This is a genomic window from Pseudalkalibacillus sp. SCS-8 (genome assembly GCF_040126055.1).
In the GTDB taxonomy this organism is placed as follows: domain Bacteria; phylum Bacillota; class Bacilli; order Bacillales; family Fictibacillaceae; genus Pseudalkalibacillus; species Pseudalkalibacillus nanhaiensis.
This window is the reverse complement of record NZ_CP143541.1, coordinates 1,004,019-1,028,490: the sequence shown is the minus strand read 5'-3', so window position 1 is coordinate 1,028,490 and position 24,472 is coordinate 1,004,019. Positions and strand designations below refer to the sequence as shown.

Sequence of the window (24,472 nt, the reverse complement as noted above, 5' to 3'; positions counted from 1 at the left end):
TTTACCGCCAGGATGAGGGGAGTGTATGTATTTGCTAGAATGATTCGATTAGGAAGATGGTGAGTGTAAGAGGATGTTCGGATGGGATATGTACAGGGGAAAAAGTGTTCTCTGTTATTGAGTGCGTATCCATTCATCTTGGTTCATAAGTTTCCAATAATTCTTTCCGCGACTTTTCTGGCACCAGAAATGTTTCGTGAAACAGGACCGATTTCAAGTTCAGCTAAAGCTCCTGCAACATATAAATCCTTTCCCCATTCCAGGTTGTAATTGACAATCGGAAATCCGCACTCAGCACAACGGAGGTTTTGAGCCTGTATAGTTCGAAGCAGCCAGCTTTTGCCTGGTAAACACCTTTTTGCCCCTGTAGCAAGAACGACCCTTGAAGTTGTAATGGAAGGATGAGCTTTCAACTGTATGGTAATCTCTTCTTTACTCGTTACTGCAGCCTCATATATGTCATCGGTAATGATGTTCAATTTTCCTTTTCTTTGTAAATGTAAGAGTTTCATATACAAGTGTCGCGGAATCGATCCTTTATAACGTTCCTTTTGAATGATGCTTCTTCGCTGATTTGGATCTTCTACTTTATCGAAATTCCGTAACTTTTTGGGACCATTCCAACCTGGATCACTATCAAACTCATGGATACGGAATGGATGACGTTTAATTAATACCACAGGCTGTTTGCTTTCAGAACATAGCTTAACGGTTAAATGAGCAGCTGTAATTCCACCGCCAACTATGACAGGTGGAAGTCGATCTCCTGAAATAGATGGAGGGATGGGTTGTTTGAAAATGTGAAAAACCCTTTCAGGCAGTTGTTCTCGTAATGGGATTGCCCATCCTGGATAATTAGGTTGGTCATTCACTCCAATTGCTAAGACCACCTTTTTTGAGACGATTTGTTCATCTTCCTCCGTCGTCACTTTCCACGTATGATTCTTGAAACCCAACCCTTTTACCGTTGCTGACTTCCAGACGCTTTTTAAATCAACTTCCTTCAACACATGATCGCAATGGTCATTAAACAATTCCAGGCAAGGCTTCTGATAATAGCCGTGCAATGCCCTCTTTCGATTCGTTTGCTTTGCATACGCTTCGAGACTAGATGGTTTTGTATCGATATGATGGACAACAGGCGACCGTAGATGTTCCATAGAAATACGTTCTGTAAGTACTTTCCACCTGTTCATCGGTCTGAGAGATGGATCAATGATTTGAATTTGATCATTGTTCACTCTATTACTCTTTAATAGAGCGGTAGCAATTGTACATCCATGTACTCCTCCCCCTACAATGAGCCACTCTTTCATAAACTCTCTCTCCAAATCTTTCTTATGGTCGTTATTGAATTTGATTTTTCGGCAATTTGCTCGTAGCTAAGAGAAAAGCTTTTTGCTTTCCGGTTTGTTCGGCACTCTTTTGTAACAAGTCGGTACAGTCCAATAATCGAAAAGATTTCGACTTCATTTTTATATGGGAATCAATTTCTTCTTCAATCTCTTTCATACATTCGACGATCGCTTTTTGAGATAAACCAAAGTGTTCTGCAGCCTGAAGGTAAGGTGAATCCTTTTTCAACAATTCCAAGAATTGCTCTGCCGTGTCCGATTGTTGAGCCAACTGATCCTCTAGCTGAACAATGTAATGGTAAAGGTGCTGTTGCTGAATTGGCAGTTGAGCTACCGCATCTCTTGCAAACATTTCTAAAAGGTGTTCATTCATTATTGAATTACCATCCCTTCTTTCCTGTAAAAGGGTCTTTCTTATTTTTTATTTAAGTTGTACTTTTTCATGAACCGGTCTGCACGGCCACCACGATCTGAAAACTTCTGTTTGCCTGTGTAGAACGGGTGGGTATCTGAGCTGATTTCCACTTTCAATAAAGGATAGACATTCCCATCCTCCCATTCGATTGTCTCTGATGTGGTCTTTGTTGATCCTGATAGAAATTTAAATCCACTGGTTGTATCCATAAAAACGACTTTGCGATATTCAGGGTGAATGTTGCTCTTCATTTATAAATAACCTCCATACTTTTTTGTGCTCTTCGTTTACCAACTTGATTTTTTAACGCCAGGAATCTGCCCTTTATGTGCCAATTCACGAAAGGAGATCCGAGACATTTTAAACTTCCTCATAAACCCTCGTGGTCTCCCATCAATTTGACAACGGTTGTGCAGACGTGTGGGGGATGAATCTCTCGGAAGTTTCCTTAACGCTTCATAATCTCCTTTTTCCTTTAATTCTTTGCGTAGAGCTGCATATTTCTCTACTTGTTCTTGTCTCTTTTTTTCTTTTGCGATTTTAGATTTTTTAGCCATATTCTACGCCTCCATTATTTTTATAGTTTTATAAAGTCTCATACAATTCGTAATCATTACGATTTATCAAATAAAAAAAATAATAACGATTACATTTCAGGTGTAAATCGTAATCATTACGTTTTGTATATTACTCTTATAGGTTCATCCTGTCAATGTATTTATTTTTCCAGGTAAATTAGTGCTCGTGAGGACAAGCGTACAAGCCTTATGTAAATAAATACCATATGATAAAAAAGAATAAGTATTAGGAGAGAATTTCATGAAAAGAAAATGTAAGGGATGTATTTGCGAACAACTTGCTCATTTGATGCCGGGTACAACTGTGACATTGTTTCTTCCAGACCCGCTCGTGCTCAAATTAGCTTGTGTAGACGCCCTCACGTGCTGTGTAAGAGGAATTAATCGGCTAGGACAATTAATTGTAGTAGACTGTTGCAAGATCGTTTCGTTTAGAATTGGTGAAAAAGTTAAACTGATTGCTTATGAAAGTAGAAACGAGGACTCTCAACAGATTTATGTGATCAGACCAGACGGGACTGGAAAGAAGAATGTGACGAACAACTCAAACAACAACCGAAATCCTGTTTGGTCCCCTGTAGCATCGAAAATTTTGTATACTTCTATTGTAGCAGGAAATTCAGATATCTTTGTTGTGAATTCGGATGGATCAGGACAGACCAACCTGACAAATAATCCGTCTCTAGACTTTGACGCTTCCTGGTCCCCGGATGGATCCAAAGTCGTTTTTACATCAAATCGAGGTGGGAGTATCAACATCTTTAAGATGAATGCAGATGGATCCAATCAGACGAATATCTCGATGAATCCTGCAACAGATCGTGAACCTACCTGGTCACCAGATGGAAAGAAGATTGCTTTCAGCTCCAATCGTGATGGGGATTTTAATATTTACACCATGGATCCTGATGGTTCGAATGTTACTAGGCTTACGAACAACGGCACATCAAACCGTACACCAATCTGGTCTCCAGACGGCTCGAAAATTTTGTTCCTATCAATTGTAGCTGGTTTTCGAGAATTCTTTGTGATGGACCGTGATGGATCGAACCAAACCAATTTGACGAATAACAGTTCAACGAACCGTACCGCAAGCTGGTCTCCGGACGGATCAAAAATCGCTTTTGCAACCGATCAAGATGGTAGTTTCGACATTTTCATCATGAATGCAGATGGGTCAAATAAGATGAATTTAACCAACGACACCGTTTTTGATGCCAGTCCTACCTGGTCACCTGATGGGACTCAAATCGCTTACGAATCGCGCCTCGGATCTGATTCGAACATCTTCATCATCAATGTAGACGGTACAAATAAACATAACATCACGGCTGGTGATTCAAACTTCAATACATCCCCTGTTTGGCAGCAAAGTTAAAAGGAACCCCATCCATACTATTGGAGGGGTTCCTTTTCTATTCATCCGTTTACTCCTCTGATCCTCCACCAGCACAGCCGCCGCAACCGCCGCATCTACCGCCACCGCAGCCTCCGCATCGGGCACATCCCCCACAGCGTGCGCAACCGCCACATCCGCCACAACGTCCGCATCCACCACAACGGAAACAGCCGAAACATCGGAAACAGCCGAAGCAACCGAAGCAGCCGACACAGGCACCGACGATGATTCGTTCATCATTCGGATCTTGATGTTGTTCACTCGGTACCATTTCGCTCGCCTTGTAGTTCCCAACATTCAGATCCTTGATATCCTTATGAAAATCCGTCATATCCCCATAACCTCCATCATTGTTGATCTTGATGACCTATTTGAAGAGACCAATTCCCTACAACAACTCTCCTCAACAAAATATGAACGAAGGTTGGGCATTGTTACAAAACGGAAGTTTCCATATGGTTGTTTGTGGGCAAACAAAAAAACGGAGCATGCAAAATATGTCATACTCCGTTTTTCAAATTGTTACCTCCAAATGACCCATTTCAGCTCTGCTCCATCCATGACGATGTCTTCTACGTCATCGGCAATCTCTCCATCTTCCTCCACATACTCTTTTTCCGCCACGACATCCTCGATCTCATTACTATAAAATGTTAAGCTGATATCATAATTCTTATCATTTATTTCCAGGATCTTCTTCTCAATTACCCTTACTTTAGAATCCTTTTTACTTTTACTCATGTCGGACCACATTTCTTCTGAAACGTCTAGATCGACGTCTACTTCATACTCGCCATCGAGATTTTTTGTCAGTTTCGAACTCACTTTCACATCTGTAACCAGCTCTTCATCAGCAAGTAATTCCTTTGTTTTTCCACCAAACTTTTTCACTTCATCTTTATCCTGTTCCAGCTTCTTCTTTTTTGCTTTCTTTTTTCTTTCCTCTTCCGCTTTCTTCTCCTCTTCCGCTTGGATCTTTGCTTGTTCTTTCTTCTCCTGTTCTGCTTCTAATTTTTCATAATCTGTGAAAAACGCACTGTTTATGAAGAAAAAGACAAGAAATGCAATGCCCGACCATTTGAAAACCTTCTTCGCTTTCTCGTTTTTCTTCCGGAAAAAGAATGAACCGACTGCTACTAATAAACTTAAAGTCATTAACGAATCCATAAAAACTTCCTTTCCTTTATAAAATCTCTTATTCATGCCTACGTTTTAAAATGAATCATGTTTCAAAAACAAAAAAATGAACACCTTCCTTCATATCGGATGGTGTTCATTTTTGTTAAGTTCGTCTGGAGGATCTTTAGGCCTGCTTTGCGCTCTGCTCAAGCGCTGCATCCCAGTTTGGAAAATAATACAACGCGTTTCTCATCAGCTCTGGATTAGATTTTTTCACCTGCTTTTTTCGTGGTGGTTCTCCATCGCTTGCTAAGTTAGAAATCTGCTGGACAACTTCTTCAAGGCTCATACTCGCTTCCATCGTCATTCCTCCCTTGGGTTGGTTAGTCCCCATTCTAACCTTAACCTCCCCAACCCATACTTTTTTCGGACATGTTTTATTCCAATTCGTCATGGGAATGGTCATATAATCACTCAAATTGGAGGGTTGTTTTACCATGAAAGAATATACAGTTGTACCTGATCGCGACGTTACAGGCTGGGACGTGACTCTGGAAGATACAGCCCCAGTCGATCACTTCGAAATGAAATCCGATGCAATTGAATTTGCTGAAAAGATGGCGAAAGAAAACAAACCGAGTAAGCTGATCATTCTCGATCAGGACCGAGAAGTAGTCGAAAAGCGTGAGTTTTAAATAACGAAGAGGGAGACCGAAACCGGTCTCCCTCCTTTTGGTATAATGGTAGAATACTCCATTAAAGAAAGGCTGGTATGTATGGACCTGAAAGGGAAATCATTCGCTTATCTCATGATCTTTGTCATTACATATGCAATCGTCACCGTCACGATTGGAGAATTTTATATCGCCAATCAAATCAACAACGGCTTGATCATCGGGCTCTTGTTCATGATCTTCTTAAAGCTCGACTATATTATTCATAAATAATATAAGCTGGAGTGGGCTTTCTCCAGCTTGTTACATCCAAAAGAGCGTACTGCTTCAGATCTAATCTAGCAATCGTCGTCCTTTTTGTCTCCGCCAACAAAGGCGATTCCGACGATAATCAATAGAAGGAACAGGACCACAATCAGTGCAAAGCCCGATTCCCATCCTCCTTTACCGCAACCATATCCATAGCCGTAACCATATCCTGACATGATAACACCCCCTATTCGTTGTTAGTCATACAATATGTCCATCTTGATGAAACGAGCGGGCGTATCGGTAAAAACTTTGCCAAAATATGAAAAATAGACGCGCTTTATGGATACTCGTCTATTTTTAGGAACATGCCTTCAATGGCAGTCCCAATTATAAAGTACATTTTCGAAATGAAGATTCAGCAAATCCTCTTTTTTGATGAAGAAATTCGCCACCCCAGCATCTCCCCACATGATTCCGTTTTCGTCATCTGTATCAATTTGTAACAAGAGAATTTCATGCTCCTTATACTTTTCATCATCCCTTGGATCGGTTTGGGTGAAGAATGGATAGCCGCCGATTTTATGTCCTTCCCCCCTAAAGGCTCCCGCATATGCCTCCCACAATTCTTCATCTTCTTCACTGGCATCAAACGAAAAATCAATCGATTTACCTAACAGCGTACTCGCTCTGAAATCCTCAATCGATACAGGATCATAGGCGATTTGGAATGATAACGATGACTCCCGCTCAATTGGAAAGAACTCTGTGTTCAACTGCTCCAAATAAGAAAAATCGCTGATTAACCCGGATGGATCACTCGATATCGTTGGATGATAGAGAATTTTGAAGTTCGATTGCTTCGTCATATTGTCAAAATCCAGCCCCATCAAGTCATCTTCAGCTGTGATAAAGAACTGTAAGAGCCCCTTTTCTGGCATATCATCTAATTTCGGTAACTCTTTAAAATTAATCTGTGCCAATAACAGCATCGGCTTTCCGTTTCTATCTTTCGGATGTTCAACCTCCTTAGGAAGATAAGGATGGCCTCCGAATTTACTTTGATGGATGTTTGCCTTTTCATTTTTTGCGATTACGCTTATGTAAGGTGCGACGGTTTGTGAAATCTGTTTCCGGTGTGGTTCTAATTCCTTCGGTAAAGTTAATGCTGGCACTCTGCTCATGATGGGCTCTCCTTTTAGGTTTATTCTTGTAAAATTTACTTCACGTCGACGACTATGGTGTATGAAGCTTCTCCGTTTTCCCATATGGCAGTAAGCTCGATGACATGTTTTCCGCTTTCCGTCGGTAGCTTCAGTTCGTTACCTGTTATCGGTAATCGTTTACCATGCTCGGCATCTTTCCATACAAACGCTGTTACCCTTGGATTTGAGTCATCGCTAAATGAAATCGTCGCAATGTCCCCTTCCCCAACCATCGTCCCTTCCATCTTTTCTCCCATTTGCCATGATGAAGGAGCATCTACCACAACTGCTCTCGTCGAGAACCACCCTTCGGTTTCCCAATGAAATACCCCTGTTATGGCTTCAACTTTTTCACCTTTCACTTGTACGTTTGCCTGTGGAGGACCATCTTTATCCAGATCCATCCCACACCCCGTCATTATCACTATGAATACGATCACCATGAGTATCCTGTTTCTTATCATCATGGCACCCCCCTTTCACTATAGACGATTATGCTTATATAGGGGTTACGCTCCGCTACAAAAAGAAGGAGTTGCCGAAACAACTCCTTCCGCTTACGTATTTATTTTTTCAATTCCATGAGAAGCTCTTCAAGTCGATTAAGCGTCTGGGTCATGCCTTCAATTACTCCCATATCGAGGACCGTTTTCAGCGCTTCCTTCGTCTCGTATTGGGTACGGCTGATCAGTTTTGTCTTTCCATCATAGTCCTCAAATTGATACGTGATATGGGCTGCAGGCATATTTTCTGCAAGATTTCCTTCTGAGTCTGCAAAACGATCAATGACGACGATTTTTTCAGGTTCTTCAATCTCTTCAAAATACGCCTTTCCACACGACTCCATTCCATAGTACTCTCCCTGTGCTTCATCCTCGCATTTCATGCAGTAGAACCATACACCACCAGGCTTGAAGTCCATTTCGCAAACCGGCAGGCTCCAGCCTTTAGGACCCCACCACTGCTTCAGATACTCAGGCACTTTATACGCATTGAAAACGAGTTCACGAGGAGCGTCAAAAATTCGTTCAATAATGAGTTCCCGATCCTCTACCTTAGTCTGAATGAGATTCGTTACATCCGCCATTCGTTTTCCTCCCCAAACGAGATTTAACATCACTATCTTTTTCGCCTAGGCGGACGCTTTTCCTTCAAGGTCGAGTGAAAATAGAACTTTTTACATATCAAGACTTCAATTTCGTTTTTCTTTGCAAAAAGCACTGTCACTCGTTCCTTTTGACTTGTCGAGTATATGGCCGTTTTCTTTGCTTACTTTAATAAAAAGTTGTCTGCATATGTATCCACGGTGTCGGAACTCGATGCGGTAATGATCGCCCATATCCTGGGCGACTTGAATAGTGATGACATCCTCACCTTCAGCGGTCTTTATTTCAGATATAGGATCCCACGGCGAATCATCAACACTGCGCGTGAAATGATGATTGAAAAATCCCTCGATCGATTTGTCAGCCACTCGGATCGCATCTTTTTCATCTAATGGAAAGTCCGATTCTTGCAACTTCAGCACGTTCGCCGGCCACGTCTTGCTAAAATGATTGATGCCATAAATCGCGCTGATTACAATGATACCAATGATGATTGCTGAAACTAGTTTCGTTCTTTTTCTCAAGGTAAACCCCTTTCTGTCATCGCCCTGATTGATGTTCATAGTTTCGGACGCACATGCCCTGGACTTTTGTCATACCGAGTTTTTCATAATAGGGTTGTAGATTTTTATCACAGAGGAGATCGATCATATAGAAATCTTCTAACTCTTTCAGCATTCTCTGAACGAGCTCCCTGCCGATCCCTCTGTTTTGATAGTCTGGTAAAACTTCCAATAAAGGGATGTAGGCTGATAGTATACCATCACTGACAGCGGTTATGAACCCTACTACTTGGTTGTTCTCTTGATCCACAGCCAGCACCCTTGTATAACTTCCGTTCAAAATGTCCAAATGTGTTTCAGCAGATGGCGGTGAAGGCCAGTCTACAAAGAACCCTTTCAGCATTTCCGGCTTGATTCCTTCCAACGACGTCGTATATTCCATCCTATTGAACCCTCCTTCTCTAATACTTATATAATAGAAGAAAGCTGACTCTTTTACGAGTCAGCTTCCTTATTTTGGGCTATAAATCTTGCAAATCGGTGCATAATTTTTAATCTAGGTTCATAATTTCTGATCTAGGTTCATAAATTTTCATTTTGGTTCGTTTCGGCCTCAAATAGGTTCATAATTGAAGCATCTCGCATTATTCTTTAATCTCAACAATGATAGAGAGGCTTGTCCTCATCTTCTCCCAAGTCCCGACAAACCAGTAGTGATACAAACCAGGCTGATTTGGCAGACTAACTTCAGAATCACTTAGAATTTCCTCCTGTTTCATGCCTTCATCCCAATAAATTAGCTTTACTTCTGTTTTTGCTGGACGATTTGTATAGTGGATGCGTAAATTACTGCCAGGTTCTGCACGTACATCTCCTTCAAAGCCTTGAAGATTGGTTTTGGTCATGACTTCGAAATCGTCACGACACGTGGGTGGCCCTACGTTCGTCCAACATGACTGTTGCTCGAAGCCAGAATATTCTTCGCCATCTACCAAGATGACAGCTTGTGGGTATCCTTCTTTTTTTAACCGAGCTAATTCCTTATCAGCCTCATAGCCCTCAATTAATGTCGGGATGCCAGAAGCCCCCCATACAACGATGGGAAGGAGAATCGCAATACTGATTGCTTTACGACTGAGCCGCTCAATTTTATGTAGATGATGGATCACTTCACTTACGATAAAAAAGATGGTAGCAACAAAGAATGGTGCTAAACTCATCCACTCATAAAACAAGAAAAAAGCTGGGATCGCTGCAAATCCGTTATGTAAAAAGAACGAGCTCCATAAACGTTGAGATGTGCTCAATTTATTGGTCATCTGTTTCACAACAATAGAGACTGGAATAACGAATAAACCAATGATTATACCACCATATGTTGCGTACACCATCGTCCCAAAATAAATACTATCGATAAAAGCGCGCCATCCTTCTCCTCTCCATTCAGCAAAAAACAATTCGATCGGAAAAAAGACAGGCAACAAAACGACGGATATCATAGCGGCTATAATGGATGACAAAATATGACGATTAAGAATGACCCTCACCCCCTTAGACAGTTTGTGAAATGTTTCACATATTCATCATAACCCTTTTTCCAAAAAGATGAAAGGCTTTCTATATAAAAAACTCCCCTACAAAGAGGGGAGTTTTCTTCATATTTCAATTAATGCTGTACGGCTTTAAATGCGTTCACGCGTCCGTTTTGGAAAAAGACACCTGTTCCTGTTACGTTATCAGCTGTTTCTTCAAGTGCTGTGCGGATTTCAGCTGCACTTCGACCTTGGGAAGCAAGTAGTCCGGCAACACCTGCAACAACTGGTGCTGCCATAGATGTTCCGGAAAGGTTGTCATAAGCGTTTCCTGGCATAGTAGAGTAAATGCTTACACCAGGAGCAGCGATATCGACCCACGTTCCATAATTGGAGAAGTATGCAAGATTATCATTTTGATCCGTTGCCGCTACTGCGATTGCATTCGAGTAGTAAGCTGGATAGCTAGGCTTTGTTGAGCTTTCGTTTCCAGCTGCAGCTACGACGACAGATCCTTTGTTCCATGCATAATCAACGGCTTCCTTCAATGTTTGTGTACCAAGCAATCCACCCAAACTCAGGTTGATGACCTGTGCACCTTGATCAGCCGCATAACGGATACCTTGTGCGACATCATCCAATGTACCACTACCACCTTCATCCAATACACGAATTGCTAAAATGGACGCGTTCGGTGCATTCCCAGCAATTCCGATGCCGTTATCGGTATTTGCTGCTGCAATTCCAGCTACATGCGTCCCATGATAATGCTCATCCATCGGGTCGTTATCATCTTGGACGTAATCGTATCCTTTGATGACTTTTCCAGACAGGTCTGGGTGGTTGTAATCGACGCCCGTATCAATGACCGCGATTTTTACAGAAGAAGCACTTTGGGTGATATCCCAAGCTTTGTCTGCTTCTACTTTTTGCGGTGCATATTGTTCTGAAGCGTAAAATGGATCATTCGGTGTGTAGCTTGCATGGAACGTTGCGTTCGGCTCGGCAAACTCAACAGAGCTGTGTCCTTCGAATGCTTTGACAGCTTCACTGACTTGGCCGTTCACTTTTACCACTACAAAATCTTCAGTCGTCTCTACAATATCTCCGCCAAACTGGGAAACGATCTCCTTCGCATATGTAGAAGTAACCGATTCATTAAAATGGACGATTAATTCTTGGGGAGCTAGCTGTTGCTCACTTGAATAGTTGAAAGGCGTTTCCTTTCCTTCAAAGTTTGCTGCTGATGCTGGAGCAGCTGCGGACACGAGTAGGGTTGCTGATGCAGCAAGTGCTGCGAAACGCTTAAACATTGAATCACTCCTCTGATGTAGTTCCCGACCGAGACATACTCGGCGGGTTAGGCAGAGGATTCAACATCATTCTACAATCTCCTTTCAAAAACCCTTTAATTGAAGAAAATTTACTATTTTAAGAAAATGTAAGCGTTGTTAACTGAGCCCTACATAGTACTAATTCGAGAGGGGGACTAGTACACAATGTCTAACCCCGCTACCCTCAAAGCCCGACCAATTATTCCGAAATAACATTAAGGAAATATGAATATAAAGAGTGAATTTTCATATAATTGTAATATTTATTTTGATTATTAAAAAAGATTAAGTGGTACAATATCTTTAAAGGAGTTGATACCAATGAGAAAACGTAAGGCTTCTTTCGAAGAATTAATCATAAAAAACCGTGAAAATCTCATCAACAACCCGAAAGAAATGGAAAAGATCGAGAAGAAAATTGAACAAAAACGTCTCGAGAAATCCTCCTAAATACGTAAAAAGCGCCAGCCTGAGGGCTGGCGTTTTGCATTATGTCGTGATTAATCGTGTATGTACGGGATCAACAATTCTAAATTTCCATGAGTCAAAACAATGCATCTTCTTTCACCATGCTATATTAAAAAGTAATCAATCATCACTCCTGCAAAAATAATTGCAATCCCCACTGACGCATGTACGACCTTCTCATTGATTGCAAGCTTTTCTAGAAGGAAAAATACGACGACAATGCTTCCAATGAACTGCATGCTTCTGAGAAAATCATTGGATTGAAACAGGGTTATGCTAGGGAAATATTGATAGATGCCAGATAATAGCCCACATACAAAAATAAATAAAGGAATTCTCAGCTTCCACTTCATATCAATTCTTCCTTTCTTTTATAGGGAGGTCCCTAAACAACCTCACCTCAATCCGAAATGTTGAAACGGAATAGTTCAATCAACCAGGGATTTTTACCGATAATGAGATGGCTGACGATCATTGCTAACAGGAATGAGTCTGTGGCATTATCGGTCTTGAAGAATCCGGCCACAATAAAAAACAATAAAAATGACAGAACGATAAGTGCAGCAAAATAAGGAAGTCGTCGCTTCATGTTTCCTCCTTTTACTTAACCAGTCTGAATTTCCCTTTACTTCTTTCTCCTATGAACCGGTAAACTCCTACCATTATCAGGAGTTTCTTTATTTTATTTCATCATAGTCCACTTCTTCTTTTACAAAAAATGCGCCGATAATCTCTTCTAGTTGCACGATTAGATAAGCATTCTGTTGTTCGGTTGGAAGATTGACCTGTCGAAAGGTAATAGCTGTATCCTTACTTGATTGATGGAAGCTTCGGATTTTAATCGCTTTTTCATCTTGACCAGAAGCAATCACGATGATTTTCCTCTCACCATCACCTTCAAAGATTTTATAACCTTTTACTTCAGGAGTGCTTTCCTGCAAATCCATTACATAACGATAAACATCAGGAAGATCCTCCACCTGTGACAACTCTAAAACCTGATAATCATCAGAAACATATGAATTACAACCTGTTACGAGAATGATAGCAGCAAGTAAGATGAACGATAGTCTAACAAGCTTTTTCATAACGGATTCAGCCTACCTTCCGAGCTGTTCGATTCAGCTTTTTCCATTCAAAGAATAGTAAAACACCAATCCCGACGAACATGATGATGCTTGATGAAATCAATTGTGTCTTTTCGGGGAGACCACTCCATTTCAACAGCAGCTCAGGCACGAAGAGTATGATCGGAACAACGATAGAAATGTAGGACCTTGTCCAAATCGTAATGAACAGGAACACTGCTATAGATAAAGCAGCTACAATTGTATTACCGACATCATTCAATTTAATCATCGGCATGGTAAAGTTTTCAGACAGGTACATGATTCCGAGGAACAAGGCTATCGGGGTCACACCAAGTAGGCTATATAAGCCCCACTGTTTTACTTTATCCGCTTGGGAGCTTGCGATATGACGGAAGGTAACAGCTATGACCCCTATATAAAACAGGACAACAAACGGATAGCCGATCATTTCAAGCATGGAATACTCTATGCCGCCGCGAATGACATCACCTAACAAGATGTAGGCGGAGGCACCAAGTAAAATAAGAAAGCCATATTTCAAGATCCCCTTTGGGTCAATAGGGAGCTCATCCGCAAGCGACTTCATATATTCTTTTGGAGATCGGCCCACAATATCATCTACATTTTTCCCTTCTTTTTCTGCTTCTGATAAATGATCTTCAAGCTCACTGATGATGTCCTCGATTTCTTCTTCTTTCTTTCCGCTCGTTACAAGGTATAGCCTCAAATTTTCCAAAAAGGTTCTACTTTTCTCTGATAATTCCATACTCACTTTTCCTCCCCTAATAGATCGTCAACACTGGTTGAGATGGTCTTCCATCTCGAACGAAATTCCGCTAGTTCTTTTTCCCCCTCAGGAGTTAGTGCATAGTACTTCCGCTTAGGACCACCTGACGGAAGTGACTTTTGCGTCGTTGTAACAAGCCCTTCCTTCTTCATCCGGAGTAAAAGCGGATAGATACTTCCCTCTTTCACCATCGAAAAACCATATGCATTCAATTTCTCAATCATTTCATACCCATACGTTTCCCCTTTACCGATAATCGCTAAGAGACACCCCTCTAAAATACCTTTTAACAGTTGGCTTGATGACAAGAACCATCCCCCTATCGTTGTTAAGGATTCACTATCTTGTAAAACAAGATAGTAATGTGAACGAACCTCAATATTGCATAACAAGATAGGTTTAGTTTAACAGTTAATTCCAGATGATACAATCTAAATTTTGTAAAAAGTAGCATCCGTTCCCATAATCGGGTTCTTGTGATAAGCTTGTTTCATTATCATAATTTACCAGTTAGCTAACAATCATGACTCTAAACAGGAGCTTGCTCATCATCATTATCATGGGACTCGTTCTTACCCATTACATCTACAAGAAACGGGTGAGGATCTTTTCCTACCTACCGAAATGGAACGCTCGGATAGCAATGCCATCGCACACAATTAAGCTACCTTTTTTCCTGTTACACGGTCTAATTGGATCCTTGACCATCTTCATTCCTGTGTTCTTTTTGCAAGAGTACAGTTACATTAAATCTCTTATTCTATTTGGATTCTCCTTCGCTCTTATCAATGCTGTCCTTGAAGAGCTGATCTGGAGAGGGATCATGTTATCAAGCATTAAGAAGCATACAACCACAATCTATGCCGTAATCATTACGAGTGTCGGCTTCGGGTTGCTGCATCTTTCCATTGGAATGTCGATATTGTTAAGTTTGCTGAGTGCTTTCGGAGGTCTCTTTTATGCTTTTGTCGTTTTGAAGACAAAGAGCATTTATCCTGCGATCCTCTTTCACTTCATCATCAATGTAGGCATGGTATTCAATGGATGGATTTTATAAAGTATAGAAAGGAGAGTATGTTGTGGGCTTTTGGACATGGATGGCGATTGCCGTAGTATTGGTTGGGTCTTTTATCGCAGCGAATTCTGTTAATAAAAAAACCGAAAAGCGTCATGTGAAGCTCTTGATCTGGTTCATCATCGGTGTCATCCTCTTTTTCATCTGGTGGTTTACGAGAGCGAGATAAATACATAAAAAACGGGAGGCGATCAGGCCCCCCGTTTTTCATTAGTCGTATTGGCCAGACAGAACCTTGTAGGTTTCGTTGTCTGCATCGGCATGCTCGGTCATTTTTCCGTGGTCTCCATATACGTCATCAAAAATGTACCACCGTTTATGCATGGTCACTTTCGGATGGGTCCCCGGGCTGATGCCGTTGTTGTCCATCTTATCATCGTCAGAACCGAGAGCGGAATCCATGTTCACCCACACGTCGTCAATTTCAGGAGTCGAGCTGAAGTACATGCCATGTTGATTGAATAAATCCGTCACCTCTTGATGGTAGCTGTAATTGACATCATTCGGCGTACCATTCAGGTTCGGTGCAACAATCCATTTGTTTTCGATGGCGTCCGGGATACTCGCTTTATCCCACGCCCCTACAGCAAAATATAAGGTGAACGTATGATCATTCGTAAACTCAGCACAATATGGATCGTCATGATCGGCTCCCCAAAGGTCGCTGCCAAAGCGATCCAGGTCCGTTCCAAAAAATGATTTATCGGAGCCGAAATGTGGCGTTCCGAAAGTCATCAAGCGGTCGATATACCAATCGTAACCGAGATTTTCTATGAGATACCGTGATACCAAGCCGCCTTTACTATGCCCGATTAGATTGATGTCGTCGTATGAATTGATGTATCCTAAGCTTTCGAGATCACCGATATAGTGCTTCAGCCAATCCGCTCCTTCAGCTACGTGCCCGTTATGCTCATAGTTGAAGCCGAACAAATCGACATTCGGAGTATAATTGAAGTCGACATTCAACTGCCAGCCTAGTTGCGCGGTGTTTCCTCCATCGTACAAATAATGGACATCATGGTTGCCATAGGAGGATGTGTACCCTAGCGCATATTCCGTTCCTGTAAAACTTTCATAGCTGTTAATATATTCGTCCGCCTTCGGTTTGCTGCCGCTATTTTCCCATAGCTTATCAAAGCCCCATCTGGCTGTATTTGAGTTCAACCCGTGAAGCATGATCGTCGGCTGGTTCCCTGATTCTGTCGAGACAGAGGAAATCGTCGCAAACGACTTCTTTCCGTTTGTAAACACCTTGTCGATTTTGTAGTACGCCTTTTTTACATCGTCTGTACCTTCTACCTGCTCATTCACAAATTCCCTTATTTCTTCAAATACGATGACGTTCGGTTCTGTGATGATTTTGCCTTTACGGTCTTTGATGACTTCATTTATTTTTGTTTTATTGATACGTAATCCCGGCATATTGGCAATTTGAATCGGTTGATGGAGAGGGAGATTCTCAAGCTTCGTCAATGCGACATCTGATGGCATGACAGCTTTCATGACCGCTCCCCTTTCAGCAAGGACAACTGTACCGCCACCCATGAATTCTGTTTCAATCAAACCTTTTTTGCGATCAAATTTCTGTTGATCGATTTTCTCTAGCTTTCCTGATTTGATCCGATACATCAATAGAACTGGGCTTTTCATGCTTTGTGGGACTGGGATTTGGAGGTTGAAGGTCAATCCTTTGTTGAGGGTATCAAAGTAAAACGTCTCAGCAGCATCCATTTTATTCAGAATGATGATTGGGTTATCTTCAATCGTATACTGACCATAGATCGAGCCGACTCCGGTCACATCACCCGTGATACCGAACGTATTTTCAATCAATGGAACGGTTCTTGTCTCCATTCCATCCTTTACTCCGTTTTGATTTTCATCGGAATCAAGAGGATCGAGCCCTAACTCAAAGATTTCATCTCCGTCATCGAGATGGTCACCGTCCGTGTCGGCAATAGCAGGGTCTGTTCCATATCTGTCCACCTCGATACCATCAATAATCTGGTCATAATCCGTATCCTCTTCAAGGATGTTGAGGCCTAAGTCATCCTCTTGCTGGTTCGTCAATCCATCACCGTCATAATCCTTTTCCGGCTCGTACATGATGGAGCTGTTGATGCCTTTCCCTTGCTTCATCCCTGGTGTTTCCGCCATCTCTGGTGCTTCCGCACTCGCATTCATTGTTGGAGAGATCAGTGAACAAAAAAGAAGTGATGCTGATAAGATCGTTATTCCTTTTTTCATGATAACCTCCTAATTTGAATTTCACTGACTCGCTTCTTCAATGAAATCCTTTTGACCTTCCAACTTTTTACTTATTTAACGGTTTTTGTTCTTTAGGTCAATCTACGAGTTTATTAAAAAGAGCACATCCTTGGGATGTACTCTTTAATGAACAGAGGGCTCATGATAGGTGCGGTCGAGTGTCGGAATGAGCACCTTTTTTAAATAATAATCGATACTGAATTTATACAATTGTGCTCTGAAGATGATCAACAAGAATCCACTCGTATACAAGACAATACTGATCAGGTTAAGATTGCCAGACAGTAAGAAGTTCACGTGCATAACAAGGCATATAATGACCGACGGTATTGTCAAGAATCCCATGATGATGAATACACCAAGAATGATTTGAGCAATCGGGATGAGGTAATTCAATACCATTACAGACTCCAAAGCAACTTCCTCTACAAACCATTTGTAAAAAAGAGGGACTTCTGGCTTCCCTAGAACATCCACCAAGTATTGACGTAAAAAGACACCTGGCTCAGCAAACCATCCTTTACCTGTTATCTTGGTAATTCCTGCTAAAGACCACCCCGCTCCAAACAGGACACGCATACTTATGACCAAGTATGTAAGCAGAGTTTCTCCATTTATTTTTATTGATTGTAGCACTTTCTTTTTACACCTCCTATCACTTAAAGTGTCTCTATGCTAAAAATGTTTCCCTAAGGAAACATAAGGGTGAAAAAATGACCTCTAATAAAATAGAGGTTTTGCCTTTATGCAATATATTTTACCATAACTAAAACAAAGTTGGTACTATAAAGTTTTAAATTCAAGGTCTCTACTACGACTTGATTGATCTGTTTTTCAATTATATGGTAGAAGGGGTACATAGATGAACTGAATGAGATTGGAGGGGGCAGATTGAATACTTCTGTCATACTAGTGATTATTATTATTTGGATGCAGCTGATTACGCTCGTAAACATTACGATTTTTAACGGGGAATGGAACGGCATCGCCCTTATGCTTTCATCCATACTATTTTTCTTAGCGATGGTGGTGTTTGGAATTAGTCAACAACGAAATAAACAAAAGAACGTCTAGGATTCCCCCTAGACGTTCTTTCATATCAAATGAATTCCTGCACGACCATAGCTACTACAATGATTAGAACAGCAACAGTCGATATAAGCATCATTTTTCCGGTGGTGTTGGCTGTTTCAAACTTCTCTTTAAAAAGCGTACCCAACAAATAAAGGAGCATCAGTATACCGATCAGTACTAGAATGATGGACCCAAAGAAAACAGCCTCATTTACAAAGAATGAGTTCATGCTTCCGAAGACACCAATGACGATGACCAAAAAAGCAATGCCAAATATGAAAAGCTTTCTTTTCAACGTACTGCCACCCCGCTCCCTCTTTGACTTCATACATTATACGATCAGCCAAACCATCTCATGAACCTAAGGCTCTTGACTGGCTACCTTAGCTTCTTCTCAATCTCATCCTGGACAGATTCGAGCTTTTCAGGCAGGACAAACAAGTATTCAATCAAGCCCTCCAACAGTTCCATCAATAGGACGGCTGTTTCGTCGTCCACATCCCTCTCAAGTTCAAGCATCTCATTAAAGGGACTATCTGGATGGACGAGGTGACTGAGTGATTGGATCGGCTTGGTCAAATCTACGTATTCGGGTAATTGTTCAAACCTTTCGGATAACGATTGATCACGCGTCCGTTCCCCGAGGAAATTTTTCAGCACACTTTCAAGAACCCGCTTCGACATGACAGCGGTCGCTGAATTATCATGGGATTGACTGACATTCAAGGCTGAGCTGTACGATCTTACAAGGTCGATCGGCATGCTTTTATTCCGCTCCAGTTTTTCAAGCCTCCCCTGAGATGCCATCGGGTCATAAATATAAATATCCGCTTCCTTCATCGATTCATTGGGGTGTTCCTTAAGCATGATGACAAACTCAGAAGGTTTCTTACATAATGAGCATACCCCCTCGGCAAATAGCCCCGTCTTTCTCACTTGATAAAAGTTGGCCTTCAAGGTAAATTCGCCTGTTTTGCTGCAATGAGGGCATTTCGTCTTCACGTTCTTTGCTACCTTCAAGTAACCGTATTGCGTATAGGAAAGGATCGATCCTGGTAAAATTCTTCTCAATGTTGAGCCTCCTAAAAACTGCTATGACATGACATTTATCTACAGTTACTTTTTTCTATATACAGATAATAATTTCCTCTTTCAAACGACCACTTCTTGTTTAAATATTATAGGAAAAGGACTGCATCTGCAGTCCTCTAGCTTAGTTTCTCATTCATTTTTTTAATTTGGTTTTTCCAATAGAAATAGTGGGCAATCCATATGATCGCGAAAATGAAGATAAACATGATCACGGAAGTAATGATAATCGAAAGATCTGCAGGAAACCACTTCGCCCATACACCAACCCCGATAAATGACATCAATGCAACAATGAAATGAACGCTTCCTATGAAAAAGTGGTTTCTCCGACGATGATATAGCCATCCTAAAGCGATGTTCCCTCCGACGATTACGGCTGCTGCTATCATATTCTTGAATAAATAAGCCGGATCAATGATGGAGTTACCGAGTTGCTTTGTAATGGCCCATGTTACGATTACCATCACATTAGCTGCGAGCGAGACGGCAAGTATAAGTTGGTTCCATTTATTTTTTTCCATCCACCATACCTCCTTTTTTGAATAACAATTGTTTGATCGCCTTTGTGTATGTCTTTGTTGTGAACAGCTTTTCCCCATTACTCATGTGAAGGACGAATTTCCCTCCGAATGTAAATTCGAATCGATTCAGAAAATGCAGGTTGATGATCTCGAACCTGGATATGCGGACGAAGTGATCAGGCAATCGTTCCTCTAATTCATAAAGTCTCTCATCTGTCTTGAAAATACCTTGTTCGGTTTTAAGAAATACACCTTTTTTTTCAGTGAAAAAGAAGTACACCTTTTCCGTCTGAATGGGGTAAAAGCTGGTATCCTGTTGACTGATTATCATGTCTAACCCCATTGGCTCGGCAAGAATCTGATTCACTTTTGGTATGTAGGCATTGTCTTCTTTGCTCCGTAAAACCATCAAATCATCCGGTAGCCTGGCATCATATTCAATTTTCAGTCGCATGTCTCAACCCCCTCTTTTCTGTTAACCCTACTATACAAGGATGGTACTCACACTAATACACATTTTAGACGAAAGGCTCTATATGGAAGACGAAATGCTCATGTCCTGAACTAAAAACGCATTCCATAATTGGGAATGCGCATTTTTATGTTTTATAAAGATTGACGTATTGCAAAAAGGTGATTTCTAATTGTTAAGAGTGCTTCCGCAATTACAGCCAATTGAACTGCTATATATCCTAAAATAATCAATAACAACACCATAAACAGTCCGATCATAATACGATTTAATATGGACATATTCAATTTTTCCAACTCATTTCCCCCTCAATGGTTTCAGAGCTTTTCCAGATAATCCAACAGCTGATCAATGGCCTGATGATCGACCTCTTTCTTATAGACTTCCGTAAAAAGAGCATAGGCAGTCGGGTCGTGTTCCTCCAGCCACCTAACTGCTTTTTTCGAACCTGGATACCAGACACCTTTCAGCTCAAAATAAATTCCGAGACTGTCTCGCAGCATCCAGTGATAGCGATAGTTCCCTTCAAAATCATCCTGTTTGGACCTTTCGTTCATCTTCCTTAGCCAGTTTTTCAGAAAGTCCTTTTCGGATTCGCTCATTTGAGATGGTCCTTCCTCATAAATCCTCTCAACTTCCTCCAAGAATGGTCCAGCTAAACCTTTTTCATCTAACAGGATTTCTCCTTTATGCACATGGAGGAATTGGTCTGGTTGCTGCAATTTTTCATCAGGATAAATCCAGACATCCAATCGCTTGCCCTCGAACAAACCGGTGTCATTCTTTTCTTCCCCCACATCGGTAAAACAGAGAACATCAATATCACTGTCTTCAGTGAAATCCCCGGTACTGTAAGAACCATATAAAATGATGGTATGTACGCTGTGTTTCTCTGTTATATATGTAACCAAATCCTTTTTGAAATTCACCAAGTCCATTTTTACACCTGCTTTCAAAAAACAGTTAAGCCCTAACTCCATTTTCTAAAAATGTGATTTGTTTATTTGTAGCATCCAATTCAACTTCAACACCAATCGGAAAAACATGCGCAGGGAAGGTATGACCAACATCCACGTTCGTTAGAATAGGAAACTGGCAATCTCCGATTACTTCTATGAGTAATTCATCATGGTTAAATGGCGCATTCTGATCATCGAATTGTTCATGCTTACCAACAATCAACCCTGCAATCTGGTCAAAAACTCCAGCTACTTTCAACATACTGAACAATCTCTCTTGTGTAGCCATGTTTTTGAAAGAATCTTCGATAAAGAGAATGGCTCCCTCCAATTTTGAAGGAAAGTATTCAGAAGACATGAACCCTGACATCGTGTTTAGATTACCACCAATCAGTCTTCCCTTCGCTTTTCCTGAGGTTATACTCGTCCACCCTTCATTTATATACATCTCCTTCTCACGATTTTGAGTCTTCCAATCTAGCATTTCATCCGTCCAGTAGCCAGGGACATCCAATTGATATGGGGCTTTCTTGGTTAAACACATCACATCATGGAAGTACTCCATCCCTTTAGGGAACATGGAGGGATATTCACCAAAAGAAGGGACGATTGCAGGACCATAAAAAGTCGTTAAACCTGTCTTTTCGTAGATTGCTAGAAGAATGGCGGTCACATCGCTGTAACCCATAATGATCTTCGGATTCTTTTTCAAATGTTCATAATCAAGATAAGGAAGTAATGAGTTTGAATTCATTCCCCCCATCGTGCTGATGATTGCTTTAATTTCATCATTATGGATGAAATCATTTATCTCATTTACACGTTCCTTTATGGAGGCCGACCGGTATGATTGGGATCGATTGGAGCATCTCCCCTCGATTACTTCAAAACCCATCTTCTCCAATTGGTTTAAACCTCTTCGATATCGTTCTTGAAAGTTTACAGGAGCAGGTGTAGAGGGTGTAATGACCCCGATTTTATCCCCTATTGATAATTTCTTAGCCTTCAGCAAACCTTTCACCTACTCGTTCCTACATATGCGGTATTCAAATTCCACTCAAACCAGCGGCCATGACCGTCTGTGTCACCGATAATTTCGTTGTACTCTGTCCCATTTATGAAGGAATCTAGATGTAATTTTCGGTCCCACATGTTGTTGTAGATGTGGAAAACATCCCGTTTCTCACCAATCTTTCTTATCTTTTCAAGAAGTGTCCGTTTCATCTCTTCAGGGATTTGATTGGCGACATGGGTGTGAAAGATACAAATGGCTGTATCTTTCGGAAGTTCTTCCACCACCTCATTTAACAGAGCGACTCCATCTCCTTCCATAAGATCGACTTGGTTTTCTTGAATGCATTGGGAAGCCTGCTCGAAAAGCTCAATTCTCTCATCATGCTCAGGCCAGATCAGCGCTTTCAACCATAGATGGTCTTCTGGATCGCGCAAGTCACTGACATGAAGATCAAGTCCGACTCGCGTTGCAACAGGCGGAATGTTCATCGATTGAAGCTGAACGTCTCCTTTTATTTCAGAGTGAATATGGACATTCGATTTTTCATTACCAAAGCCCTCACCCGTTCCATACGAATAACGATACTTATCCCATAAAAGCTGAAGCCCCGCACTTGTCCCGATCTCAATTAGCGATAACGGCTTATTCACCCGATCATAGATATGGCTGAAAAGCGGAAACAGGTAAGCGCAACGGCGGACTTCATTCGTTTGAACGAGCTTGTTTTGTAAAAGATGGGTGATTGCATCTCTATGTATCTTACAGAAATCCTTGAAGGCTGGATAAGAGAATTCAACCGGCTTCGGTTCTGCGACAATGCTCGGATAATAGTCTCTCAGCGGATGCTCCGTTCCTTTCAACAACAAATAATGCACAGCACTGAATAAAAGGTTTGGAACAGGCTGTCCCTCTCGCGCATACGTACACAACCTCAATAACTCGTCATCCTCTGAAATGTTCATGGCGAGGTACTCGTATAGATCACTGGACCCAGCGCATTCCTTTTTTGAGAAAGTCACAAATCGATTCGATAATTGTTCAATTGTCATTTAATAACCTCCTAACCCAACAAAAGTAAGCTGATGAACGCAAAAACTGCAGCAATGATGACGTCATGGATCCAACTCGTCCGCTTTGTCGGCATCCAACTAATGTAACTCGAAAAGCTGATCAACCTTGCTACAATAAAATAAATAATAAAGTATGCTAAGAATCCTGCTGTCATAAAAATCTCCTTCTCTACATATAGGCTTTTCCCTTTATTTGTTACTCTTTTCTACGGATGAACAAGGGTTCCGTTTCATTAGTAAAGACTTTCTTCTTTGTCGGTCAACTTCACCAGGAACGGAAAGAAAATCAATAAAGATAGCGTGACTGCAAATATCGTGATGCCGAGTACCTTTTCAGGAACGTCCCATAAGTATAAGAGCGTGAACAAAATAGGGATGATTGGTATCAATAAAAATGAAAGCTTCAGTGATTTAGCGGTGAAATAGAGTTCATTTCCACAATGAGGACATTCAATCGGATAGCGCTTTTTGATCAATGTCCTTTTAAAGATGGACCAGCGCGGTAATTTCTCACCGGAAGATTCACATGTGTTTCTTGCCAAAGTACTGTCCCCCCTCTCCTACCAATCTATGAATTGTGTGTCTGATGGAACGACAGATTGGACGAATGCCATGTCTTCTTTCGAATAATTGAAAGCTGTGAATTCCGTTCCCCAGTGCTCTCCATGAAAGCAAGGTCTGTCCTCTCTACTTAAGAAAACAGAAAACCATTTCAGCTTCCCTTCTGCTGACACGAATTGATTCACTATGTAAGCTTCTATTTCATGTGTAATAGCCGTTTTCACGATAACCATTGAACCATCAACGGATCTTTCCCCGTCTTTAACAGTGCTCTCAACCTCACGTACTACCGCTTGTTCGTCCATCCAACACTGGAACTCAACTGTATCACTATGTTTCAAAAAGTAAGACATCAACGGTTTCCAATACAAGTAATCCTTAGGTTTAGGGAACACTTCATGTTCCTCGGTTTCACTCGGAATTATAAAATGAGCATGGTTCACTTATCTCACCTCTGGTCTGTTAGGCAATAAGGACATTCATCTACTAATCTCTTATTTAAGGAAAATTGTACCATATTATGACGTTACGTGCTTCAAGGTAATCA

39 protein-coding genes are annotated in these 24,472 nt (G+C 41.2%); 7 read left to right on the top strand and 32 right to left on the bottom strand.

Annotation, left to right across the window (positions count from 1 at the left end):
- Positions 1-143: 143 nt before the first annotated feature.
- The 4 genes from V1497_RS05300 to rpsN are packed head-to-tail and all read right to left on the bottom strand — an operon-like array spanning position 144 to position 2,327.
- The gene (locus tag V1497_RS05300; protein ID WP_349409933.1) at positions 144-1,316 is read right to left on the bottom strand and encodes an FAD/NAD(P)-binding protein; all 1,173 of its coding nucleotides are present in this window, start codon (positions 1,314-1,316) and stop codon (positions 144-146) included.
- 31 nt (positions 1,317-1,347) lie between these two features.
- The gene (locus tag V1497_RS05295) at positions 1,348-1,728 is read right to left on the bottom strand and encodes a hypothetical protein (protein WP_349409932.1); all 381 of its coding nucleotides are present in this window, start codon (positions 1,726-1,728) and stop codon (positions 1,348-1,350) included.
- Between the two features lie 41 nt (positions 1,729-1,769).
- A complete protein-coding gene (locus tag V1497_RS05290) occupies positions 1,770-2,021 on the bottom strand; it encodes a type B 50S ribosomal protein L31 (RefSeq protein WP_349409931.1) in 252 nt (83 codons plus the stop codon).
- A gap of 36 nt (positions 2,022-2,057) precedes the next feature.
- A complete protein-coding gene (gene rpsN / locus V1497_RS05285) occupies positions 2,058-2,327 on the bottom strand; it encodes a 30S ribosomal protein S14 (protein WP_349409930.1) in 270 nt (89 codons plus the stop codon).
- A 262-nt stretch (positions 2,328-2,589) separates the two neighbouring features.
- On the opposite strand from rpsN, the gene V1497_RS05280 reads away from it, so the two are divergent.
- The gene (locus V1497_RS05280) at positions 2,590-3,726 is read left to right on the top strand and encodes a DUF5050 domain-containing protein (RefSeq protein WP_349409929.1); all 1,137 of its coding nucleotides are present in this window, start codon (positions 2,590-2,592) and stop codon (positions 3,724-3,726) included.
- Between the two features lie 49 nt (positions 3,727-3,775).
- Here the strand turns inward: V1497_RS05280 and V1497_RS05275 are convergent, their stop codons facing one another.
- The 3 genes from V1497_RS05275 to V1497_RS05265 form a co-directional block, all read right to left on the bottom strand.
- Positions 3,776-4,078 carry a hypothetical protein gene (locus V1497_RS05275; RefSeq protein ID WP_349409928.1) on the bottom strand — a complete coding sequence of 101 codons (303 nt, stop codon included), beginning with the start codon at positions 4,076-4,078 and terminating at the stop codon, positions 3,776-3,778.
- Between the two features lie 191 nt (positions 4,079-4,269).
- Complete coding sequence (locus V1497_RS05270) at positions 4,270-4,914, bottom strand: hypothetical protein (protein ID WP_349409927.1); 645 nt, start codon at positions 4,912-4,914, stop codon at positions 4,270-4,272.
- Between the two features lie 136 nt (positions 4,915-5,050).
- On the bottom strand, positions 5,051-5,227 hold the full coding sequence (locus V1497_RS05265) for a hypothetical protein (protein WP_349409926.1): 177 nt from the start codon (positions 5,225-5,227) through the stop codon (positions 5,051-5,053).
- 136 nt (positions 5,228-5,363) lie between these two features.
- Here V1497_RS05265 and V1497_RS05260 point away from each other — a divergent pair, with 136 nt between their 5' ends.
- Positions 5,364-5,561 carry a DUF2188 domain-containing protein gene (locus V1497_RS05260; protein WP_349409925.1) on the top strand — a complete coding sequence of 66 codons (198 nt, stop codon included), beginning with the start codon at positions 5,364-5,366 and terminating at the stop codon, positions 5,559-5,561.
- 81 nt (positions 5,562-5,642) lie between these two features.
- Entirely contained in the window at positions 5,643-5,813 is a 171-nt protein-coding gene (locus tag V1497_RS05255) for a hypothetical protein (protein ID WP_349409924.1), read from the top strand.
- A 65-nt stretch (positions 5,814-5,878) separates the two neighbouring features.
- On the opposite strand, the gene V1497_RS05250 is transcribed toward V1497_RS05255, so the two are convergent.
- The 8 genes from V1497_RS05250 to V1497_RS05215 all read right to left on the bottom strand — a co-directional run bounded on the left by V1497_RS05250 (position 5,879) and on the right by V1497_RS05215 (position 11,448).
- Complete coding sequence (locus V1497_RS05250) at positions 5,879-6,025, bottom strand: YjcZ family sporulation protein (protein ID WP_349409923.1); 147 nt, start codon at positions 6,023-6,025, stop codon at positions 5,879-5,881.
- 138 nt (positions 6,026-6,163) lie between these two features.
- Positions 6,164-6,973, bottom strand: a complete 810-nt coding sequence (locus V1497_RS05245) for a YwqG family protein (protein WP_349409922.1) — start codon at positions 6,971-6,973, stop codon at positions 6,164-6,166.
- 35 nt (positions 6,974-7,008) lie between these two features.
- Complete coding sequence (locus V1497_RS05240; RefSeq protein WP_349409921.1) at positions 7,009-7,461, bottom strand: hypothetical protein; 453 nt, start codon at positions 7,459-7,461, stop codon at positions 7,009-7,011.
- Positions 7,462-7,559: 98 nt separating this feature from the next.
- Positions 7,560-8,081 carry an SRPBCC domain-containing protein gene (locus V1497_RS05235; RefSeq protein ID WP_349409920.1) on the bottom strand — a complete coding sequence of 174 codons (522 nt, stop codon included), beginning with the start codon at positions 8,079-8,081 and terminating at the stop codon, positions 7,560-7,562.
- A 105-nt stretch (positions 8,082-8,186) separates the two neighbouring features.
- Entirely contained in the window at positions 8,187-8,624 is a 438-nt protein-coding gene (locus V1497_RS05230) for a hypothetical protein (RefSeq protein WP_349409919.1), read from the bottom strand.
- A gap of 16 nt (positions 8,625-8,640) precedes the next feature.
- Entirely contained in the window at positions 8,641-9,045 is a 405-nt protein-coding gene (locus V1497_RS05225; protein WP_349409918.1) for a GNAT family N-acetyltransferase, read from the bottom strand.
- A 202-nt stretch (positions 9,046-9,247) separates the two neighbouring features.
- Positions 9,248-10,087, bottom strand: a complete 840-nt coding sequence (locus V1497_RS05220) for a hypothetical protein (protein ID WP_349409917.1) — start codon at positions 10,085-10,087, stop codon at positions 9,248-9,250.
- Between the two features lie 182 nt (positions 10,088-10,269).
- The gene (locus V1497_RS05215; protein ID WP_349409916.1) at positions 10,270-11,448 is read right to left on the bottom strand and encodes a S8 family peptidase; all 1,179 of its coding nucleotides are present in this window, start codon (positions 11,446-11,448) and stop codon (positions 10,270-10,272) included.
- Positions 11,449-11,790: 342 nt separating this feature from the next.
- Here V1497_RS05215 and V1497_RS05210 point away from each other — a divergent pair, with 342 nt between their 5' ends.
- Positions 11,791-11,919 carry an FbpB family small basic protein gene (locus V1497_RS05210; RefSeq protein ID WP_349409915.1) on the top strand — a complete coding sequence of 43 codons (129 nt, stop codon included), beginning with the start codon at positions 11,791-11,793 and terminating at the stop codon, positions 11,917-11,919.
- A 122-nt stretch (positions 11,920-12,041) separates the two neighbouring features.
- Here the strand turns inward: V1497_RS05210 and V1497_RS05205 are convergent, their stop codons facing one another.
- From V1497_RS05205 to V1497_RS05185, 5 genes are all read right to left on the bottom strand, one after another.
- Complete coding sequence (locus tag V1497_RS05205; RefSeq protein WP_349409914.1) at positions 12,042-12,290, bottom strand: hypothetical protein; 249 nt, start codon at positions 12,288-12,290, stop codon at positions 12,042-12,044.
- 47 nt (positions 12,291-12,337) lie between these two features.
- Positions 12,338-12,526 carry a short-chain dehydrogenase gene (locus V1497_RS05200; RefSeq protein ID WP_349409913.1) on the bottom strand — a complete coding sequence of 63 codons (189 nt, stop codon included), beginning with the start codon at positions 12,524-12,526 and terminating at the stop codon, positions 12,338-12,340.
- A gap of 88 nt (positions 12,527-12,614) precedes the next feature.
- Entirely contained in the window at positions 12,615-13,025 is a 411-nt protein-coding gene (locus tag V1497_RS05195) for a hypothetical protein (protein ID WP_349409912.1), read from the bottom strand.
- A gap of 7 nt (positions 13,026-13,032) precedes the next feature.
- Positions 13,033-13,794: an HAAS domain-containing protein gene (locus V1497_RS05190; RefSeq protein ID WP_349409911.1), complete on the bottom strand. Its 762-nt coding sequence runs from the start codon at positions 13,792-13,794 to the stop codon at positions 13,033-13,035.
- 2 nt (positions 13,795-13,796) lie between these two features.
- Positions 13,797-14,123, bottom strand: coding sequence for a PadR family transcriptional regulator (locus tag V1497_RS05185; RefSeq protein WP_349409910.1), 327 nt, complete (start codon positions 14,121-14,123; stop codon positions 13,797-13,799).
- A 233-nt stretch (positions 14,124-14,356) separates the two neighbouring features.
- Here V1497_RS05185 and V1497_RS05180 point away from each other — a divergent pair, with 233 nt between their 5' ends.
- Together V1497_RS05180 and V1497_RS05175 are read left to right on the top strand one after the other, a co-directional pair.
- Positions 14,357-14,872 (top strand): CPBP family intramembrane glutamic endopeptidase, encoded by a 516-nt coding sequence (locus V1497_RS05180; protein WP_349409909.1) that lies wholly within the window; start codon positions 14,357-14,359, stop codon positions 14,870-14,872.
- 22 nt (positions 14,873-14,894) lie between these two features.
- Positions 14,895-15,059, top strand: coding sequence for a hypothetical protein (locus V1497_RS05175; RefSeq protein ID WP_349409908.1), 165 nt, complete (start codon positions 14,895-14,897; stop codon positions 15,057-15,059).
- Between the two features lie 41 nt (positions 15,060-15,100).
- On the opposite strand, the gene V1497_RS05170 is transcribed toward V1497_RS05175, so the two are convergent.
- Complete coding sequence (locus tag V1497_RS05170) at positions 15,101-17,140, bottom strand: hypothetical protein (RefSeq protein WP_349409907.1); 2,040 nt, start codon at positions 17,138-17,140, stop codon at positions 15,101-15,103.
- Positions 17,141-17,284: 144 nt separating this feature from the next.
- Positions 17,285-17,797 carry a hypothetical protein gene (locus V1497_RS05165; protein WP_349409906.1) on the bottom strand — a complete coding sequence of 171 codons (513 nt, stop codon included), beginning with the start codon at positions 17,795-17,797 and terminating at the stop codon, positions 17,285-17,287.
- A gap of 255 nt (positions 17,798-18,052) precedes the next feature.
- Between V1497_RS05165 and V1497_RS05160 the strand changes: the two genes are divergently transcribed.
- Positions 18,053-18,235 (top strand): hypothetical protein, encoded by a 183-nt coding sequence (locus V1497_RS05160; protein ID WP_349409905.1) that lies wholly within the window; start codon positions 18,053-18,055, stop codon positions 18,233-18,235.
- Between the two features lie 25 nt (positions 18,236-18,260).
- Here the strand turns inward: V1497_RS05160 and V1497_RS05155 are convergent, their stop codons facing one another.
- From V1497_RS05155 to V1497_RS05110, 10 genes are all read right to left on the bottom strand, one after another.
- On the bottom strand, positions 18,261-18,530 hold the full coding sequence (locus V1497_RS05155) for a hypothetical protein (protein ID WP_349409904.1): 270 nt from the start codon (positions 18,528-18,530) through the stop codon (positions 18,261-18,263).
- An 83-nt stretch (positions 18,531-18,613) separates the two neighbouring features.
- Positions 18,614-19,306, bottom strand: coding sequence for a hypothetical protein (locus V1497_RS05150; RefSeq protein ID WP_349409903.1), 693 nt, complete (start codon positions 19,304-19,306; stop codon positions 18,614-18,616).
- 137 nt (positions 19,307-19,443) lie between these two features.
- Entirely contained in the window at positions 19,444-19,848 is a 405-nt protein-coding gene (locus tag V1497_RS05145) for a DUF3021 family protein (protein ID WP_349409902.1), read from the bottom strand.
- Positions 19,835-20,302, bottom strand: coding sequence for a LytTR family DNA-binding domain-containing protein (locus V1497_RS05140; RefSeq protein ID WP_349409901.1), 468 nt, complete (start codon positions 20,300-20,302; stop codon positions 19,835-19,837). Before V1497_RS05140 ends, V1497_RS05145 begins: the two co-directional genes overlap by 14 nt.
- A 335-nt stretch (positions 20,303-20,637) precedes the next feature.
- On the bottom strand, positions 20,638-21,258 hold the full coding sequence (locus tag V1497_RS05135; protein WP_349409900.1) for a nucleotidyltransferase domain-containing protein: 621 nt from the start codon (positions 21,256-21,258) through the stop codon (positions 20,638-20,640).
- 25 nt (positions 21,259-21,283) lie between these two features.
- Positions 21,284-22,291: a S66 peptidase family protein gene (locus V1497_RS05130; protein WP_349409899.1), complete on the bottom strand. Its 1,008-nt coding sequence runs from the start codon at positions 22,289-22,291 to the stop codon at positions 21,284-21,286.
- Between the two features lie 5 nt (positions 22,292-22,296).
- Entirely contained in the window at positions 22,297-23,343 is a 1,047-nt protein-coding gene (locus tag V1497_RS05125; protein ID WP_349409898.1) for a DUF2332 domain-containing protein, read from the bottom strand.
- An 11-nt stretch (positions 23,344-23,354) separates the two neighbouring features.
- Positions 23,355-23,519, bottom strand: coding sequence for a hypothetical protein (locus tag V1497_RS05120; RefSeq protein ID WP_349409897.1), 165 nt, complete (start codon positions 23,517-23,519; stop codon positions 23,355-23,357).
- 78 nt (positions 23,520-23,597) lie between these two features.
- Positions 23,598-23,906: a TIGR04104 family putative zinc finger protein gene (locus tag V1497_RS05115; RefSeq protein ID WP_349409896.1), complete on the bottom strand. Its 309-nt coding sequence runs from the start codon at positions 23,904-23,906 to the stop codon at positions 23,598-23,600.
- 18 nt (positions 23,907-23,924) lie between these two features.
- A complete protein-coding gene (locus tag V1497_RS05110; RefSeq protein ID WP_349409895.1) occupies positions 23,925-24,368 on the bottom strand; it encodes a hypothetical protein in 444 nt (147 codons plus the stop codon).
- Between the last annotated feature and the right edge of the window lie 104 nt (positions 24,369-24,472).